Origin of the sequence: Caulobacter sp. BK020, from assembly GCF_004342605.1 — a bacterium.
In the GTDB taxonomy this organism is placed as follows: Bacteria; Pseudomonadota; Alphaproteobacteria; order Caulobacterales; family Caulobacteraceae; genus Caulobacter.
This window is the reverse complement of the sequence record NZ_SLZL01000004.1, coordinates 266,937-285,592: the sequence shown is the minus strand read 5'-3', so window position 1 is coordinate 285,592 and position 18,656 is coordinate 266,937. Positions and strand designations below refer to the sequence as shown.

Genomic DNA, 18,656 nt, shown 5'->3' with positions numbered 1-18,656 from the left:
CTGTGCGGTCCGCGAAATAAAGATACGATTCCTTGTCTAATTAAATGGTCGCTTTTTAATCGCGTTCGTGCTTAGGTGTGGGTGACGGAATATCCTGCCGCCTTACCGAAAGCCCCCGAGCCATGGACGTCGAGCGCCGAGACTTCGGCGATGCGGCCGTTCGCCATGTCGGGTCTGATGACCGGCTGAGCGAAGCCCAGCATCGCATCGCCAACAACCTGGCCCTGATCGCCGGGTATACGCGCCTGCAAGCCACCCGCCTGCAGAAGGCCGGCCAGCCCCTGTCGGCGCGCGAGGCCTGTATCGCCCTGGAGGAGGTGGCCGCCCGGATCGAGACGGTCGGCGAGCTGCATCGCCTGCTGTCGGGCGCGCCCGGCGAGGATGAGAACGGCATCGACCTGGGTCGTTTCCTGGCCAAGCTGTGCGCCAGCCTGATGCAGACCGTCAGCTTCGCCGGCGAAACCGTCATCAGCCATCGGGACACCGGTGGCTGCATGGTGCGGGCCGATCAGGCCACGCCGGTCGCCCTGATCGTCAGCGAGCTGGTGACCAACGCCCTGAAATACGCCCACCCCTCGGGCGTGGCGGGCCGGATCCAGGTAACCTGCCGCTCGGTCGGCGGCGGCCTCGTGGTCGAGGTGACCGACGATGGCGTTGGGTTGAGCGATGATTTCGACCCGCACACCGACGGCGGTCTTGGCTTCCGGGTGGTGCGCGGCCTGGCGCGGCAGCTCGGCGCGAAGCTGGTCTACGAGTCCAGCGGCATCGGCCTGACCGTACGGCTGCTCCTCGATACGGAGGAGGAGCACCGCGTCATCCCTCTGTGGCCCGACCGGAGCTGAAACTAGGGTTTTACCCGATGGCGCAGGGCGGCCGGGTTGTTCCAACCTGGGCGGGCCTGCGGATGTCGAGGTGTCTTCCCCCCGATCCCTCCGACGCGCCGGGCCGCCTCTTTCCGACGGGGTGGTCCGACCGCAGGCCGAGAGCCGGCCGGGGTGTCCCGACGCACGAATTCGGCCGGCTCTCCCCCAATGCTTTTTCGTCAGGGCGCCGTCTTGGCGCCCGATTGCGACGGGTCCGGCGCTTCCTCGACGGGCATGTCCAGGTCGCCCAGGCCCGCGGCCTTGATGGCGTCGCGCAGCTTGGTGACCGGCTCGCCGGTTTCGGTGGTGAAGGTCAGGGCGCCCGGCTCGGCGCGGTTCTCGGCCACGTTGGTGAACGCCCGGCCGCCAGAGGCGTCGGGATTGAGCGCGACGGCGTAGGTCTTGCCCGGCAGGGTCGTGCACAGCAGGACGAAGGTCTTGTTGTCGTTCAGCAGCCGCGGCGTCTTCAGGCAGTTCAGCTTGTCGCCGCCCGTTCCCAGGCCGTAGTCGAAGTCGCGGGGCGTCATCTGCTGGTCGAACACCACCTTCAGCACCAGCACGCCCGGGGCGACCGACTGGCCATTGGCGGGCCAGGTGGCGACCACCTTGGGCTTCTGGGTCGGCGGCATGACAGTCACCGGCGAGACCGGCGTCGGCGTCTCGGCCGGCGGCTTGGTCGCCTGGGCCAGCACAGGGCCGGCCGCGAGGCTGGCGAGCAGGGCGAGGAGGGGAGCGCGCATGGCGATGAACGTGTGGTCAAAGCGCGGCGTTCTCAAGGCGCCGCTTGAGGCGAACGCGATCTAGCGCGTCATCCAGGGCTTGCTCTTGCTGCTCGAGGCGGCGGCCGCGGCCTGTTCGCGCTGGAACCGGCCGCCGCGCGGCGGCTGCGGCTTGGCGGCGATCGCGGCCTTCTTCAGGCGCAGGGCGCGCTGGATCGGGGTTTCGCCGGGAATCTCGGGATGGTCGTCGGTCTTGTCGGTCATGAGCGGCTTCTAGCACGATCGGCGGCCGCGCGTCCCGGGCGGCGCGCAGCTTGAGCTATGCCTGGCTGGATCACTTGGGCGGGTGAACCCGAGTCCTGGCGTCACGGCTTCGCTTGGGGCATCGTCGCGGCGTGGGCGACTCGGCGATCAACGGCAGGACCTGGAATGAGGCCGAGCAGGACCTGGTGGTCGGCGACTACCTGGTCATGCTCTACAAGACGATGTCCGGCCGCGCCTACGATCCGGCCAACCACCAGCGCGCCCTGCGGTTCGTCACCAACCGCTCCGGCGGGGCGATCACCTTCCTGCAGGGCGAGATCTCGGCGGTGCTGACCCTGATCGGCCTGCCGACCCTGAACGACCATCCGCCGCGCTGGGACTTCGGCGACGGCCTGGTCGACGCGGTCGACCGTTGCCTGAGCGCCAGGCCCGGCGTCCTCAGGGACCTGACCCAGCCGCCGGCCCTGCTGGGCCGGCCCGGCGCCCCGATCCTGGCCGAGGGCGCCCCACCGGTCGCGCGTCACGCCCCGCCCGGCGAACGGGCCCAGCGGCTGGTGGCCAAGTTCGACCCCGCCGCCCGCGACCACGACGCTCGCATCCTGGCCCGGATCGGGCTGGCCGCCGCCCTGGTCCACGAGCAGCGCCGGCTGGAAGAGCGCGGCCGCCCGGACCTCGCCGCCCAGATCCGCCTGGCCCTACCGCCAATCAACGGACAGGAGGCCGACGAAGGGTGCGACCTGGTCAGCTTCAGCCGGACCGGCGCGCCCCGTCGCATCGTCGTCAAGACCACCACTGGCGGCCCGGCCACGCCCTACCGGCTGACCCCGGCCGAGGAAGCCCTGCGCGCGGCGCAGCCGGAGGCCTTCGTCATCCACCGCCTGTACGACGTGGCCCGGGAAGCGCGGATGTTCCGGGTGAGGACGACCCAGCCCGCCGCGTTGCCGGCGGCTGTCGTCTAGAGCAAATCGCACGATTTGCTCTAGCTTTTTGTTTTCGCATCGCTTTTGCGGAAAACCGGCATCCACTTTTCCGCGCGATACTCTAGGTCGGTCGGACCGCCTTCGGTCACGGAGAGCCGACCCCAGGACCAGCAGGAGTTCGACCCTGAACCGTTTCGTCGTCCTCTCCGGCTGTTCCGGCGGCGGCAAGTCGACCCTGCTGGCGGAGCTCCGGCGGCGCGGCCATGCCGGGGTCGAGGAGCCGGGGCGGCGGGTCGTGCGGGAAGCGCTGGCGGGCGACGGCGCGGCCTTGCCCTGGGTCGACCTGGCGGCTTTCGCGCGGCGGGCCGTGGCGATGGCGCTGGCGGACCTCACGGCTGCCGAAGGTCTGACCGGCTGGGTGTTCTTCGATCGTGGCCTGGTCGACGCCGCCACCGCCCTGGAGCATGCGACCGGCGAAGCCGTCCTCGAGCCGCTGGGCCGGGCCCACCGCTATCATCGGCGCGTGTTCCTGGCGTCGCCCTGGCCGGAGATCTATGTCAACGATCCTGAGCGCCCGCACGGGTTCGAGGCCGCGGAGGCCGAGTACGGGCGGTTGCTGTCGGCTTACGAACGCCTGGGCTACGCGGTCTCGATCCTGCCGAAGACCGATGTCGCCGCGCGGGCGGATTTCGTGCTGGAGGCGCTGGAGGCGCTGGAGGAGTAGGGCCGGGGACGCGCCGCAGGGGCGTGTCCCCGGCCGTGTCTATTGGCCTTTCAGCTGGCGATCGAAGAACGCCAGGTGGGTCTTCAGCACGTGCAGGCCCTTGGTCTTGCTGCCGGGCGCGCTGTGGCGCTCGCCCGGATAGAGCATCATCTCGAACGGGATGGCGTTCTTCTGCAACGCCGCGATCAGCCGGGTGCTGTTCTCGAAGATGACGTTGTCGTCGGCCATGCCGTGCAGCAGCAGCAGGCTGTCGGGCTTGAGGTTCTTCAGGCGGTTGAGCACGTCGGACTGGGCGTAGCCGTCCTTGTTCTCGTCCGGCTTGCCCATGAACTGCTCGGTGTAGTGGGTGTCGTAGAGACCCCACTCGGTGGGCGGCGCGCCCGCGGCCCCGGCCTTGAACGGCGTGTCCGGCGCGGTCATCAGCATCAGGGTCATGAAGCCGCCGTACGACCAGCCCATCACGCCCAACCTGTCGGCGTCGACATAGGGCAGGCCGGCCAGGAACCGGGCGCCGGCCAACTGATCCTCGACCTCGACGGTGCCCATGCGGCGATCCAGGGCGCGCTTGAACTTGGCCGAGCGATTGGCGCTGCCGCGGTTGTCCAGCTTGAAGACGACATAGCCGTCCTCGAGATAGGGCCGCTCGCCGACCTTCTGCCACGAGCGGCTGACGGTCTGGGCGTGCGGGCCGCCATAGACCGAGACGATGGCCGGATATTTCTTCGCTGGATCGAAGCCGATCGGCTTGAGGATCTCGTAGTGCAGCACCTCGCCGTCGGCCGCCGTCAGCGCGCCGAACTCGGGGACGGGCAGGGTGGCGGCGTAGGGCCAGTAGGGGTGCCCCTCGGCCAGCCGGTTCTCCTCGATCCAGCGCACGCGCTTGCCCGTGGCGTCGTAGAGCGCCATCTGCGGCGGGGTCTTGGGATCGCTGTAGCCGGCCGTGAAGGCGCCGCCGGTCTCCGCGACCTTGGCGGTCCACCAGCCGCCGGCCGGCGTCAGGGCCTTGGGCTTGCCGGGTTTGGCATAGGAGACCTCGTAGATCCGCCGTTCCAGCGGGGTGTCGATCGAGGCCGAGAAGATCGCTGCCTTGCGGGTCTCGTCGACGCCTTCCAGGGCGTTGACCGGCCAGTCGCCCTTGGTCACCTGGGCGATCAGCTTGCCGCTGGCGGCGTAGTGGTAGAGGTGCTTGTACCCCGACTTTTCCGACGACCACAGGAAGCTGCCGTCCTTCAGCGGCTTGAAGTCGTCGGACAGCTCGACCCAGTGGGCGTCGGTGTCGGTGACGATCGTCTTGCCCTGGCCTGTGACCGGATCGTAGGCGATCAGCTCGACGGTCTTCTGATCGCGAGTCTGGCGCTGCACGTAGAGGGTTTTGCCGTCCTCAGACCAGTCGACGCGCGCGACATAGATGTCCTTGTTCGGGCCCAGGTCGATCTGCACCGTCTTGCCGGTGGCCAGGTCCTGGACGAACAGGTCGACCACGGCGTTGGGACGACCGGCGCGCGGATAGCGCTGCTCGACCACCGTAGCCCCGCCCGGGCCGATATCGGCGCGCGGGATCACGTCGACCCCGCTCTCGTCGACGCGGGTATAGGCGATGCTGGTCTCGCGGGGATTCCACCAGTAGCCGGTGAAGCGGTCCATTTCCTCCTGGGCGACGAACTCGGCCGTGCCGAACGACAGGGCGTCCTTGCCCTCGGTGGTCAGGGCCTTCTCGGGCCCGCCGGCGACCGGCTTGATGTAGAGGTTCTGGTCGCGGACATAGGAGACGAAGCCGCCCCTGGGCGAGACCTTGGCGTCGACCTCGTCGCCCGCCGTCTGGGTCAGGCGGGTGACCTTGCCGTCGGCGACGCTGTCCAGATAGAGGTCGCCGTCCAGCGGCACGAGGATGAACCGGCCCTCCTCGTCCCAGCTGTATTCGACGATGCCGCGGGCCGAGACGCGGGCCCGTTCGCGGCGGGCCTTTTCGGCTTCCGACAGCTCCTTGCCGCCCGACGACAGGGCCGTCGAGTCGATCAGGCGGTAGGGCTCGCCGCCCTTGACGTCGGCCGCCCACAGGTCCTGGACGTTGGCGGCCTCGGGCTTGCCCTTCAGATAGGTGACCCGCTTGCCGTCCGGCGACAGGGCCACGCCCTTGGCCGTGGGACCGTTCAGGGCGGGGTCGGCGAAGATTCGTTCCGGGGTGAGTTTTTCCGCCAGGACCGGCGATGACAGGGCGAGGCAGGCCGTAATGGCCAGGAGCGAGGGTCTGATCATGGCGCGGGACGCTAGAGGCCAGCGTGGCCGTTGTCAGCAGGGAAATGTAAAGATCTCAAGCGGCAAGTGACAGCGTGTCACGTAGTCGTGCGCCAGCTTGGTGCTAAAGATTAGCACCTGTTTGGCGGGGGGTCGAACTGCCGAGGAAGCGTCAGTGCGCAACATCAGCGATCAGGTCGAGTCCTTCACCATCCGGACCGGAGACGTGGGGGAACTGGCCTTCCTGAACGCCGATCAACGGGGCGGGATCGCTCCGAACGGCAAGCCAAGCAAGACCATCGATCAGGCGGGATTGCACCTAGTTGGCGGGGAGCCTGGCTGGTCGGCCGCGCTAGGCGTGGCCTATACGGTGACCTACGCGTTCCGGTCCACCGCGCCGTCCTCCATGCCCAGCGACACCGCCGGCTTCAGCCGCTTCAACGCCGCCCAGATCGCCCAGACAGAGCTGGCCCTGGCGGGGTGGAGCGACGTGGCCAACATCACCTTCGTGCGGGTAGGAAGCGGGACCAGCGGCGAGGGCGCCTATTCCAACTCGGCCTCGATCCTGCTGGCCAACTATTCCAGCGGGGAGTCCGGGGCGGCGGCCTTCGCCAACTATCCGGGCGATCCCAGCTTCTCGTCGGCGTCGGGCGACGTCTGGGTCAACAGTACGCTCAGCTACAATCGCAATCCGCTGCAGGGCGGATATGGCGCGCTAGTCCTTGTCCACGAGCTGGGCCATACGATCGGCCTGTCCCATCCCGGCGACTACAACGCAGGCGAGGGCGTCGAGATCACCTACGCCAACAACGCCGAGTATTACGAGGATTCCCTTCAGTACACAGTGATGAGCTACTTCGACGAGAGCGAGACTGGCGCGAACTATCAAGGCGCCTACGCCGCTTCGCCGATGCTCGACGACATTGCCGCGGCGCAGAAGGAATACGGCGCCAACACCGCGACCCGGACTGGCGACACGGTCTATGGCTTCAACTCGACGGCCGGGCGGTCCTGGTTCCTGGCCAGCACCGCCAGCACCAAGCTGATCTTCGCGGCCTGGGACGCTGGCGGCGTGGATACCTTCGACTTCTCGGGCTACGCGCAAAACCAGTTGGTCGATCTACGGGCGGGCAACTTCTCCAACGTGGGAGGCCTGGTCGGCAACGTGGCGATCGCGGCCAACGTCACCATCGAGAACGCGATCGGGGGAGGCGGGGCCGACACGCTCATCGGCAACGCGGCCGGCAACAGCCTCAGTGGGCTGGCCGGCGACGACCGACTGGTCGGCGGCGGTGGCGGCGACGCGCTGTTCGGCGGGGCTGGAACCAACACCTTCGTCTACGAACGGGCGACGGATTCCGACAACGCCCATCTGGACATCATCCACGACTTCAAGGCCGGTACGGACCGGCTGGACCTGATCGCACTGGCGCCTTCGAACGTCAGCATCCTGCACCACAACGGCGGCACGTTCGTCAACGGCGGTTCGGGCGCGTCGGTCTTTCAGATCGCCTCGATCAACTCGATCAACGGGTCGGACATCCTGGGCCTGACCAACGGCCTCTACCTAGTCGGCGAGGACACGGCCTCGACCTTGATCGGCAGCGCCAAGGGCGACACCATCGTCGGCGGCGCCGCCAATGACACGATCATCGGCGGCGACGCCGGCGACGCCCTGTTCGGCGGGGCGGGGGCGGACATCTTCGCCTACGAGAGCGCCACCAACTCCGGCAACGCGTATCTGGACATCATCCACGATTTCCAGACCGGCGTGGACAAGCTGGACCTGTCGGCGATGAACCCGACGAATGTCAGCGTCCTGCACTATCAGGGCGGTACTTTCGTGAACGGGGGGGCCGGCGCGTCGGTCTTCCAGATCGCCTCGATGAACGACATCAACGCCACCGACATCCTGGGCCTGACCAGCGGGGCCTATATCGTCGGCGACGAACTGGCCAACACCCTGTTGGGAAGCGGCTTCAGCGAGACCATTGTCGGCGGCGACGGCAATGACGTGATCATCGGCGGCGGGGCGGCCGACGCCCTGTTCGGCGGGGCCGGGGCCGACACCTTCAGCTTCTGGACCAAGACCGACTCGACTCCGGGCGCACCGGACATCATCCACGACTTCCAGACCGGCGTGGACAAGATCGACCTGACGGCCCTGCACGCCAATGGGGCCAACGATCACTACAGCCTGATCTCGGACGCCAACACCTCCTACCTGTTCGTCCAGCTGAACGGCGACACGGGCAACGACATGTTGATCCTATTCGCCACCCCCAACGTCCACGCTTCGGACATTCTCTGGTAGCGCGGCGCGTGCGTCAGCGCGTCGCACCGCTAGGAATCGCTTGCAACAGCGCGCTGTTAACGGTACCAGTCCGTTCGTGAGGCGCCGAGCGCCTCTGCCCTTCCTGGGCGTTTCCTCCCTAATGAACTTCAGCCCGGTCTTTTGGCCGGGCTTTCTTTTTGCGCGTCGGCAAAGATGCTAGCCTTTCGAGGCATCATCGAGAGGGATGGCCATGAGCGCTGGCAAGCCGCCGAAGAAGAGCGACACGCTCGAGGTCCGTCTGCCGCACGAGACCAAGGTCGCGTTCATGGCGCGCTGCCGGGCGACGCGTCGCACCGCCAGCGAGGCGGTCCGTGTCTTCATCGACCAGGAACTGGAGGGCCGGCCGAGCCTGTCGAACCTGGTCTGGCGCGTCCTGGCCGCCGCCCTGGCCGGCCTGGCCGTCGGCGCCGTCGCCGCCCCCTCCCTGGCCCGACCGCTCGCGGCCCACGCGGCCTTCGATAGCCTCGACGCCAATCACGACGGCGCGTTGAGCTTCGAGGAATTCAGCCGGCGCTGACCAGGAACATGCCCTTTCGGCGTGTCCCCAAGTTCAAGCGCCGCCTGCTGTGGGGGACACGCCGAAAGGGCATGTTCCTGGTCAGCGGATCGGCTTCAGGAAGCGGTCGGGCTGCAAGTTCAGCCACGTCCAGGGCTTGAGGATCGATGCGCCCGGCCTCCAGGACAGCATCACGAACTTGGCCTTGCCCACCAGGTTCTCGGCCGGCAGCAGACCCACGCCGAGTTCGCGGGCCCAGCGGCTGTCCAGCGAGTTGTCGCGGTTGTCGCCCATCACGAAGTACTGGCCTTGCGGCACGACATAGACGTCGGTGTCGTCGCCCGGCTGGCCGGGGCCGCCGTCATAGGTGAGGTACTGCCGACCGTTCGGTGCGCGTTCCCGGATCGCCAGGACCGGCCGGTCGGGCGCGTCGTGATCCTGCATCAGACCGATCGGCGCCTGCGCCAGCCCCCGGCCGTTGACGAAGACCTGGCCGCCGCGGACCTGGACCCGGTCGCCGGGCAGGCCGATCACGCGCTTGATCCAGGTCTGACTCGGATCGCGCGGCAGGCGGAACACCACCACGTCGCCCCGCTGGGCCAGGCGGCCCAGCAGGCGTCCCTCGAACAGCGGCGGGTTCAGGGGAAGCGAGGCGCGGCTCCAGCCATAGGCCAGCTTGGAGACCACGATGTAGTCGCCGGTGACGAGGCCGGGCTCCATCGAGGACGAGGGGATGGTGAAGGGCTGGAAGAGCACCACCCGCAGGACCAGGGCGATCGCCAGGGCGACGCCGACGGTGCGGATGATGTCGATGATCTCATGGCCGAGGCTGGCCATGGACGGGGCGGGGGAGGCGGTGTCGGTCATGGTCCGACGACGCCCGGGTACGCCGCGAAAAGCCAGGAAAGCTGCGTCGGGACGGCCTGGAAATCGCGTCCGGACACGGGAAAGCCGGCGTCGCGGGCCGGGGACACGCCTTTGCGGCGTGTCCCCGCCGGTCCTAGAACCGCTTGCGCACCGTCACATAGGCTTGGCGCGGGGCGCCCGGCAGCAGGGTCATGGCCGTGCCGCCGGGGTCGGCCTTGGACGCGCCGCCCGAGCCCACCGTCGAGATATAGTCCTCGTCGGTCAGGTTGGTGATGTTGGCCTGCACCTCCAGATCGCGCAGCCAGGCGTTGGTTTCGCCGGCGAAACGGTAGCCGACGGTCAGGTCCGCGACGGTGAAGCCGTCGACCTTGCCGCCGTCGTTCTCGAACGTGTACCAGCGCGAACTGGTGTAGCTGACGCCGAGATTGCCGAAGAAGCCCGTGCCGTTGTCGTAGCCCAGGCTGGCTTTCAACAGGGATTTGGGCGTGAAGACCACGTCCTTGCCCTTGGTGTGCATGGCCACCGTGCCGCCGGCGCCGGGGACGTCGTCCTCATAGGTGGAGTCGTTGTAGGCGTAGGAGCCGTAGAGCGACCAGGCGTCGGTGAGCCGATACTGGCCGGCCAGCTCGATCCCCTTGGTCTTGACCGCGCCGACGTTCGACAGCACCGCCGGCAGGCCCAGGATCGGCGGGGCGGTGCTGGCGCTGGCCAGGCGGTTCTCGAAGTCGACGTGATAGAGCGCCGCGACGCCCTGGAAGCGGTCGGTCTTGTAGCGCACGCCGCCTTCGAAGGTCTTGGAGGTCTCGGGCTGCAGGTTGTCGCGGACATAGTCCACGGCGGCCTGGTTCTGCGAGGCGAACGGACCCGAGGTGGCGGCCGAGACATAGGCGGCCATGTTCTCGGTGTAGCCCCCGAACAGCTCGACGCCGCCCGGCAGGTCATAGACGACGCCGACCTGGGGCAGGAAGTTGTCCTTGGACTCGATCTTGCCGCTCATGGCGCTGCCGGCGATGGTCGAAACCTCGTTCTCGACCTTCAGGGCCTTGAAGCCAAAATTGACCTTCAGGGCGTCGGTCACCGTCCAGACGTCCTGCAGGTAGCCGGTCGTGGTCTTGGTGTTGAACTTGTATTCCCACGAGGTCTTGAACGGGTTGGACTGGAAGTCCAGCGGATCGCGCGACGGGGCCGCCAGGGTCTCGGCGTAGAACCGGCGGGCCTGGTGGAAGTCGTTGTCCTCGGTCCAGAAACCGGCGCTGATCGCATGGGCGCCCAGGTCGACATAGAGATTGCCGATCAGGCCCTTGCGGTCGATGTCGTACTCGGTGGTGCGGATCGACAGGGGGGCGGCCGTCGAGCCGGCCGTGCCGTAGCCGGGGCTGACGGTGTAGGGCGTGTACCACAGGCCCTGGCCCTGGTTCTTGTGGCCGTAGCCGGTCAGGTCGAAGCGGACCTTCTCGCCCAGGTCGTGCTTCAACGTGACGGCATAGATGTCGTCGTCGCGGATGCCGGCCCCGGCGTAATAGGCGTCATCAGGCGTGACCACGCCGTACTGGGCGTAGGGGTTGGTCCCCGCGCCGGTCCAGTAGCCGCCGTTCAGGAGCGGCGTCGGGCCGGCGTAGTTGGCTGGGTTGTTCAGCACGGCGCCGACGCCGACGGCCTTGTTCCAGTCAGGCTGGAAGTTGTCCCAGTCGCGGCCCAGGCGCCTGATCATGTCGAACGACATGTCCTGGTAGTCCTGCTCGCGGCGCTCGGAGTGGTTCCAGAACGCGGTCAGCGAGCCGGTCTCGCCCAGGGGCAGCACGACCTTGGCGTCGTACTGGCGCTGCTTCTGCTCGCCGCCGCCTTTCCACTTGTCGGCCTTCTGGTCGACGGCCGAGACGTAGGCGCGCAGGCCGCCCAGGCTCTCGATCGCGCCCGTGTCGATGCGGCCGAACACCCGGTACATCGAGTCCGAGCCGACCGTGGCGTTGGTCTGGACGTGGAATTCCTGCGATGGGTCGCGGGTGAAGAACTGCAGCGTGCCGCCCAGGTTGCTGGTCGAGGCGGTCGACAGCGAGCCGGCGCCCTGGGCCAGCTCGACCTTGCCCAGGTCTTCGCTGGTGACGGCGCGGCTGACGTGCAGGCCGTTGTAGTTGCCGTAGCTCATGTCGCCCAGCGGCACGCCGTCCAGGGTGAAGCCCAGGCGGCTCTGGTCGAAGCCGCGGATGGCGACGCGCGTCGACCACTCGTAGGCGCCGAAGGCGTCGGCCGACTGGAAGCTGACGCCGGGCAGCTTCTCGACCGCGCGCAGCGGGCTGGACCCGGCGGCCAGGACCTCGATCTGGGTGGTGTTGATCGTCTGGACCTGGCGGCTCTGGCCCTGGCCCAGCACGATCACGGCGTCGACTTCGTTGGCGTCGGCCGCGGGCGCATCGGCGGCCGGGGCGGCTGCGGCGGGCTCGGCGGCCAGGGCCAGGTGCGGCGCGGCCAGCAGCAGGGCGCAGAAGGTCCCGCCCAGCATCAGGTGTCGTTTCATGCTCGTATCCCCACGCCGGCGCTCAAGGGGAGCGGCGCCGGCTTGGGGAGGTGCGGTAACAGCGCTCGACGACAGCGCGCCGACAGTTCCGTGTCGGGTTTCAGACGGAACGGCGACGGCGGAATGACAGCCTGCAAGTCGCGCGAGGCCGCCGGGAACATTGCGGAATCCCGCCCTGGAGGCTATCTGAGCGCCCGACCCCCGATCCCGAAGACGCAAAGAGGCCGAAGCCCCCCATGGCTCAGCAATATATTTTCCAGATGCAAGGCCTGACCAAGGCCTATCCCGGCGGCAAGAAGGTCTTCGAGAACATCTGGCTGTCGTTCTACTCCGACGCCAAGATCGGCGTGGTGGGCGTCAACGGCTCGGGCAAATCGACCCTGCTGAAGGTGATGGCGGGGCTCGACAAGGAATTCTCGGGCGAGGCCAAGGCCGCCGACGGCATCAAGCGCGGCTACCTCCCGCAGGAGCCGGTGCTGGACCCGACCCTGGACGTCTGGGGCAACGTCATCGCCGACTGCGAGGACAAGAAGGTCTTTGATAAATACAACGAATTGGCGGTCAAGCTGGGCGAGGACTACTCCGACGAGCTCATGGAGGAGATGACCAAGCTCCAGGAGATCATCGACGCCAAGGACCTGTGGGACATCGATTCCAAGGTCGAGATGGCGATCAACGCCCTGCGCTGCCCGCCCAACGACGCCAATATCGAAAGCCTGTCGGGCGGTGAGAAGCGCCGCATCGCCCTGGCTCGCCTGCTGCTCAGCAAGCCCGACATGCTGCTGCTGGACGAACCGACCAACCACCTGGACGCCGAGTCAGTGGCCTGGCTGCAGCATCACCTGGAAGAGTTCCCGGGCTGCGTGATCCTGGTGACCCACGACCGCTACTTCCTGGACCAGGTCACCAAGTGGACGCTGGAGCTGGATCGCGGCAAGGGCATCCCCTACGAGGGCAACTATTCCGGCTGGCTGGAGCAGAAGCAGAAGCGCGTCGTCCAGGAGCAGTCGGAGTCCGAGGCCCGCCAGCGCGCCCTGACCCGCGAACTGGAGTGGGTGCGTAGCTCGCCCAAGGCCCGCCAGTCAAAGTCCAAGGCCCGCCTGGCCTCGTACGAGGAAATGGTCGCCGCCCAGGAGAACGCCCGCGCCGCCCAGACGCAGGCCCACATCCAGATCCCGCCTGGCCCGCGCCTGGGCAATGTGGTGCTGGAAGTCACCGGCCTGGAAAAGGAATACGGCGACAAGGTGCTGTTCAAGGACCTGTCGTTCAAGCTGCCGCCGAACGGCATCGTCGGCGTGATCGGCCCGAACGGCGCCGGCAAGTCGACCCTGTTCAAGCTGATCACCGGCCGCGAGCAGCCCGACCAGGGCACCGTCAAGGTCGGCGAGACCGTCAAGCTGTCGTACGTCGATCAGTCGCGTGACGCGCTCGACCCCAACAAGACCATCTGGGAAGAGATCAGCGGCGGCACCGACGTGATGATCGTCGGCAAGCGCGAGATCAATTCCCGCGCCTATGTCGGCAGTTTCAACTTCAAGGGCGGCGACCAGCAGAAGAAGGTCGGCCTGCTGTCGGGCGGCGAGCGCAATCGCGTCCACCTGGCCAAGACCCTGGCCACCGGCGGCAACCTGCTGTTGCTCGACGAACCGACCAACGACCTGGACATCGAGACCCTGCAGGCGCTGGAAGAGGCGCTGGAAGAGTTCGCCGGCTGCGCCGTGGTCATCAGCCACGATCGCTGGTTCCTGGACCGTCTGGCCACCCACATCCTGGCCTTCGAGGGCGACAGCCACGTCGAGTGGTTCGAGGGCAATTTCGAGATGTACGAGGAAGACAAGAAGCGCCGCCTGGGCGCCGACAGCCTGATCCCCAAGCGCATCAAGTTCCAGAAGTTCGCGCGCTAAGCGCTATCGCCAAGACGTTGAACGGCCGCCGCTCCTTCGAGCGGCGGCCGCTTTTCATTTCGGGCGGGCGGCTGTTCCGCGCCCATCCTGTCGAATATCAACCCAGGCGCGCAAATTGATTGCCCTGAGTCCGGGCCGATGCTAGCCAAGCTGCACTGGGGGAGCGCGATCGCTCGAAGTTGGATAGGCGCGCCGATCCCGGCGGGCCGGGCGGCGCATGTGTTTGGATCATGTCCATCTTCGTGGGTACCGCTGACGACGACATTTTCACGGGCGGATCGGACGCCGATACGGCTCAAGGCGGTGGGGGAAATGACTCCCTGAGCGGCAACGGCGGTGGCGACATCCTGGCGGGCGGCGCCGGCGAAGACGTCGTTAGCGGCGGCGATGGTGACGACAGACTCTACAGCGGCGATGAAACGCCGGCTTTCAACCAGCCCTATTACAACAATCCCTACACCCCGCCGGTGCTCGACACCGGCGCCGAGGTCGATACGCTGGTCGGTGGCGACGGCAGTGACCGGATCTTCGCCGGCTATGGCGACAGTGTCGACGGCGGCGCCAACGGTTCCTTTGGCGACTATCTCTACATCAGCTTCATGGGCGCCTCGACCGGGGTGACGGCTGATTTCCGACTGACCACGCAAGTCATCGGCGGCGGGACGATCACCGGTATTGAAAGCATCAGCTGGGTGCAGGGCAGCAATTATGCCGACACCATCACCCTCGGCTCCAACGGGTCAGGCTATTCCGATTTCGGGGCCGTCTTCGGCATGGGCGGCGACGACCACCTCACGGCGGATTATTATACAGGGGTGCTCTCGGGCGACGACGGCGACGACATCGTCGATGGACGAAACAGCCAATATCTGCAGGCGGTATATGGCGGCGCTGGCGACGACACGCTCTACACGAACAGCAACACCTTCTCGAAGGCTGACGGCGGCGACGGCAACGACACAATCTATTCCCACGGCGAGACCCATGGCGGCGCTGGCGACGACGTCATCCTCATGCAGTGGACCTATTACAGCGGATGGGTCTATGGCGACGCGGGCGACGACCAGATCACCGCGGCAGGTTCCGGCAACGCCATGTCCGGCGGCGCCGGCGCGGATATCCTGACGGGCAGCGCCCTCGGCGACACCCTCTATTCAGGCGACGGCAATCAGACAGGCGCAGCGATCCCCATCGCCGACATGGGTCTGGAGAAAGACCAATTGTTCGGCCTGGACGGCAACGACGTCCTCGCGGCCGGTTATGGTGACGAGGTCGATGGCGGAAACGGCACGGATACTCTGCGGCTGTCGCTGGGCGGCTTGGCCAGTGGGATCGCGTTCAGCACCGCGGGGATCGTCTCCGGTCAGCCCGTCGTCCTGGGCGGCGGCACGATCCAGAACGTGGAGAAGCTGGTCGCCCTGCGCGGCACCGAGTTCGCCGACACCCTGACCCTGGTGACCCAGACCGATCTGCTGACCGTCGACGGCGGGGCGGGCGACGACGTCGTCATCTCGTCCAACAGCTCGGTTAACGTCTTCGGCGGAGCGGGCGACGACCGCTTCGTCAGCGGCAAGGCTGGCGACACCTTCGATGGCGGCGCCGGCAGCGACACGATCGACTACAGCGGCTATGCCACGGCCCTGACGATCATCCTGGCCAACGGAGTCGGGCCCAACGGCGACACGTTCACCAACGTCGAGAACATCATCGGCGGCAGCGGCGACGACACCCTGATCGGCGACGGCGGCAACAACGCACTGACCGGCGGGGCGGGGATCGACACCGTCTCCTACGCCACCGCGTCCAGCGGCGTGACCGTGGACATCGCACTGGCCGGCGCTCAGCAAACGGGCGGCGGTGGGGCCGACACCCTGTCGGGCTTCGAGAACCTCACCGGTTCCAGCTTCGGCGACCGGCTGAGCGGCGACGCCGGCGCCAACCTCCTGACGGGGGGCGGCGGCAACGACGTCCTAATCGGCCGCGGGGGCGCCGACACCTTGTCGGGGGGCTCGGGCACCGATGCCGCCGACTATTCCGGCGCGGCCGCCGGCGTCCACGCCGATCTCTCGGCTCAACTGGTGTCCAACGACGGCGACGGCGCGTCCGACACCCTGTCGAGCATCGAGAGCATCGTCGGTTCGGCCTTCGGCGACACGATCGTCGGCGACGCGGGAACCAACGTGCTGACCGGCGGCGCGGGCGCCGACATCCTGACCGGCGGCGCCGGCGCGGATACGTTCAAATACGTGGCGACGAGCGACTCCGCGCCGGCGGCCTACGACACCATCACCGACTTCCAGACCAGCGTGGACCGGATCGATCTGACCGCGTTCCAGCCCGCCGTCGTCGGCATCCAGTACGCCCAGGGCATGACCTACGTGACGACGCCCGGCGGCGGAATGAAGATCGCCGTCGCCGGCGAGGTCGGGATCACCGACATCATGACCGGGACCGCCACCAGCTTCACCATCTTGGGGGACGACGGCGGCCGGACCCTGACCGGCGGCGTCAACGCCGACACGCTGGTCGGCGGGGCCCTCGGCGACACGCTGAACGGTGGGGCGGGCAACGACACCCTGAACGGCGGTGGCGGCGCGGACGCCCTGTGGGGCGGCGCCGGCGCCAACATCTTCGCCTACGCTTCGGCCCTGGATTCCGACAACGCCCATCTGGACATCATCCACGATTTCAAGGCCGGGGTGGACAAGGTGGACCTGAGCGCCATCGCGCCCTCGAATGTCAGCATCCTGCATCATAACGGCGGCACGTTCGTGAACGGCGGCGGGATCGGCGGCGCCTTCCAGATCGCCTCGATCAACAGCATCGACGGCGTCGACATCCTGGGCCTGACCAACGGCGTCTACATGGTGGGCGACGACAGCGCCGACACCCTGATCGGCAGCGCCAAGGACGACACCATCGTCGGCGAAGCGGGCAACGACACGATCATCGGCGGCGATGTTGGCGACGCGCTGTTCGGCGGAGCGGGCGCGGACACCTTCGCCTATCGCTCAGCCACGGAGTCCAACAGCGCCGCGGGCCAACTGGACATCATCCACGACTTCCAGAGCGGCGTGGACACGCTGGACCTGACGGCGTTGAATCCCAGCAACGTCAGCATCCTGCATTATAACGGCGGCACGTTCGTGAACGGCGGCGGGATCGGCGGCGCCTTCCAGATCGCCTCGATCAACAGGATCGACGGCGTCGACATCCTGGGCCTGACCAACGGCGTCTACATGGTGGGCGACGACGGCGCCGACACCCTGATCGGCAGCGCCAAGAGCGACACCGTCGTCGGCGGCGCGGGCGACGACATGATCATCGGCGGCGAGGCCGGCGACGCGCTGTTCGGCGGAACGGGCGCGGACACCTTCGCCTATCGTTCGGTCGAGGAGTCGAACGCGCGCCAACTGGACATCATCCACGACTTCCAGACGGGCGTGGACAAGCTTGATCTGACGGCCCTGGATCCCACCAACGTCAGCATCTTGCGGTACCAGGGCGGCGCCTTGGTCTTTGGCGTTTCGCACTCGACGACCTTCCAGATCGCCGCGACGACCGAGATCAACGCCTCCGACATCCTGGGCCTGACCAGCGGGGCCTACATGCTGGGCGATGGCGGCGCCGACACCTTGGTTGGCGGGAGTTTCAGCGAGACCATTGTCGGCAAGGATGGCGATGACACCATCATCGGCGGTGGCGGGGCCGACGCCCTGTTCGGCTGGGCTGGGGCCGACACCTTCAAGTTCGTGGCCAAGACCGACTCGACCCTCGACGCCCCGGACATCATCCATGACTTCCAGACAGGCGTGGACAAGGTGGACCTGACCGCCCTGCACACCAACGGCGCGAACGATCACTATAGCCTGGTGTCGGACGCCAACGCTTCGTACCTGTTCGTCCAACTGAACGGCAATACCGGCAACGACATGCTGATCCTGTTCGCCACCCCCGACGTCCACGCTTCGGACATCCTCTGGTAGGATTCCGCGCCGAGACATGGAAAGGCCCGCCTTCTCACGAAGGCGGGCTTTCTTGTGAGAAGCCTACTTCGGTTCCGTCGGCGCGCCCGGCGTGGTGGTCGAGCCGGGGAGGTTCGAACCCGGGGCCGGGGTAGCAGCGTCCGGCATGGTCGGCGGGGTGGCCGGCATGCTGGTCGAGGAGTCCGACGGCATGGTCGTCGAAGTCGGCGGGTTCACCGAGCCGTCGGTGGTCGTCGAGGTCGACGTCGAGGCCGAGGTGTCGGTCGCCGGGGCCGTCGCCGAGGTGTCGGTCGACGTGCCGGTGGAGGCCGAACCGCTCCACCAGTCCTTGGTGGCGCGCTGCTTGGGCGAAGCCTTCAGATAGGCGTCGAGCTGGCTGTAGGGGATCGGCTGCTTGGGGCTGGCCGCGGCGGCCGAGCTCTTGGACTGGGGAGCGGCCGAGGCCGCGCCGACGACGAGCACGGCCAGGGCGACGCCGGCGGCGAGGGTTCTGATCATCATGGGGAGTTTCTCCAGAACTGGCGCGTCCACGGGATCGCGTCGTTCAGCAAAACCCCTGAGCGTGGCCGCAGTTCACAGCTTGGCCTTTCATGGCGTCGGAACCAGGAGGTCCCAAACGGGCTGAAGGCCAGATTCCGGCCTGCGTTGAGGCCGCATACCTGACGAAATCCTCGCTGATAGCGGGTGGGCGGGCGACTACTCTTCCGAACATGGCCGCCAATGGTGTTCGCGAGGAACTGGAGTAGCTTGATCTGGCGAAACTGATCCCGATCTTTCAGGTCGCGGAGGCGTTGTCCTCATGGACCGCGCGTCGTCCGGGATGGAGAA

13 protein-coding genes are annotated in these 18,656 nt (G+C 67.3%); 7 read left to right on the top strand and 6 right to left on the bottom strand.

Annotation, left to right across the window (positions count from 1 at the left end; translation table 11 throughout):
* Positions 1 to 122: 122 nt before the first annotated feature.
* Complete coding sequence (locus EV278_RS07160; protein ID WP_132088657.1) at positions 123 to 842, top strand: sensor histidine kinase; 720 nt, start codon at positions 123 to 125, stop codon at positions 840 to 842.
* Positions 843 to 1,042: 200 nt separating this feature from the next.
* Here the strand turns inward: EV278_RS07160 and EV278_RS07155 are convergent, their stop codons facing one another.
* Positions 1,043 to 1,603: a hypothetical protein gene (locus EV278_RS07155; protein WP_132088654.1), complete on the bottom strand. Its 561-nt coding sequence runs from the start codon at positions 1,601 to 1,603 to the stop codon at positions 1,043 to 1,045.
* Between the two features lie 60 nt (positions 1,604 to 1,663).
* On the bottom strand, positions 1,664 to 1,846 hold the full coding sequence (locus tag EV278_RS07150) for a hypothetical protein (RefSeq protein WP_132088651.1): 183 nt from the start codon (positions 1,844 to 1,846) through the stop codon (positions 1,664 to 1,666).
* A 113-nt stretch (positions 1,847 to 1,959) separates the two neighbouring features.
* Here EV278_RS07150 and EV278_RS07145 point away from each other — a divergent pair, with 113 nt between their 5' ends.
* Both EV278_RS07145 and EV278_RS07140 read left to right on the top strand, forming a co-directional pair.
* The gene (locus tag EV278_RS07145; RefSeq protein ID WP_243692111.1) at positions 1,960 to 2,805 is read left to right on the top strand and encodes a hypothetical protein; all 846 of its coding nucleotides are present in this window, start codon (positions 1,960 to 1,962) and stop codon (positions 2,803 to 2,805) included.
* A 28-nt stretch (positions 2,806 to 2,833) separates the two neighbouring features.
* Positions 2,834 to 3,490, top strand: coding sequence for an AAA family ATPase (locus EV278_RS07140; RefSeq protein ID WP_279389371.1), 657 nt, complete (start codon positions 2,834 to 2,836; stop codon positions 3,488 to 3,490).
* 39 nt (positions 3,491 to 3,529) lie between these two features.
* On the opposite strand, the gene EV278_RS07135 is transcribed toward EV278_RS07140, so the two are convergent.
* A complete protein-coding gene (locus EV278_RS07135) occupies positions 3,530 to 5,746 on the bottom strand; it encodes a S9 family peptidase (RefSeq protein WP_132088648.1) in 2,217 nt (738 codons plus the stop codon).
* 154 nt (positions 5,747 to 5,900) lie between these two features.
* Here EV278_RS07135 and EV278_RS24605 point away from each other — a divergent pair, with 154 nt between their 5' ends.
* Positions 5,901 to 8,039 (top strand): M10 family metallopeptidase C-terminal domain-containing protein, encoded by a 2,139-nt coding sequence (locus tag EV278_RS24605; protein ID WP_132088645.1) that lies wholly within the window; start codon positions 5,901 to 5,903, stop codon positions 8,037 to 8,039.
* Positions 8,040 to 8,250: 211 nt separating this feature from the next.
* Positions 8,251 to 8,577, top strand: coding sequence for an EF-hand domain-containing protein (locus EV278_RS07125; RefSeq protein ID WP_132088642.1), 327 nt, complete (start codon positions 8,251 to 8,253; stop codon positions 8,575 to 8,577).
* 81 nt (positions 8,578 to 8,658) lie between these two features.
* On the opposite strand, the gene lepB is transcribed toward EV278_RS07125, so the two are convergent.
* Together lepB and EV278_RS07115 are read right to left on the bottom strand one after the other, a co-directional pair.
* Entirely contained in the window at positions 8,659 to 9,423 is a 765-nt protein-coding gene (gene lepB / locus EV278_RS07120; RefSeq protein ID WP_132088639.1) for a signal peptidase I, read from the bottom strand.
* A gap of 133 nt (positions 9,424 to 9,556) precedes the next feature.
* Positions 9,557 to 11,938, bottom strand: coding sequence for a TonB-dependent receptor (locus EV278_RS07115; RefSeq protein WP_132088636.1), 2,382 nt, complete (start codon positions 11,936 to 11,938; stop codon positions 9,557 to 9,559).
* Positions 11,939 to 12,174: 236 nt separating this feature from the next.
* Between EV278_RS07115 and ettA the strand changes: the two genes are divergently transcribed.
* Both ettA and EV278_RS07105 read left to right on the top strand, forming a co-directional pair.
* Positions 12,175 to 13,842, top strand: coding sequence for an energy-dependent translational throttle protein EttA (gene ettA, locus EV278_RS07110; RefSeq protein WP_132088633.1), 1,668 nt, complete (start codon positions 12,175 to 12,177; stop codon positions 13,840 to 13,842).
* A 242-nt stretch (positions 13,843 to 14,084) separates the two neighbouring features.
* Positions 14,085 to 17,828 (top strand): calcium-binding protein, encoded by a 3,744-nt coding sequence (locus EV278_RS07105; protein ID WP_165916545.1) that lies wholly within the window; start codon positions 14,085 to 14,087, stop codon positions 17,826 to 17,828.
* A gap of 63 nt (positions 17,829 to 17,891) precedes the next feature.
* On the opposite strand, the gene EV278_RS07100 is transcribed toward EV278_RS07105, so the two are convergent.
* Complete coding sequence (locus tag EV278_RS07100; RefSeq protein WP_132088626.1) at positions 17,892 to 18,329, bottom strand: hypothetical protein; 438 nt, start codon at positions 18,327 to 18,329, stop codon at positions 17,892 to 17,894.
* Positions 18,330 to 18,656 lie beyond the last annotated feature (327 nt).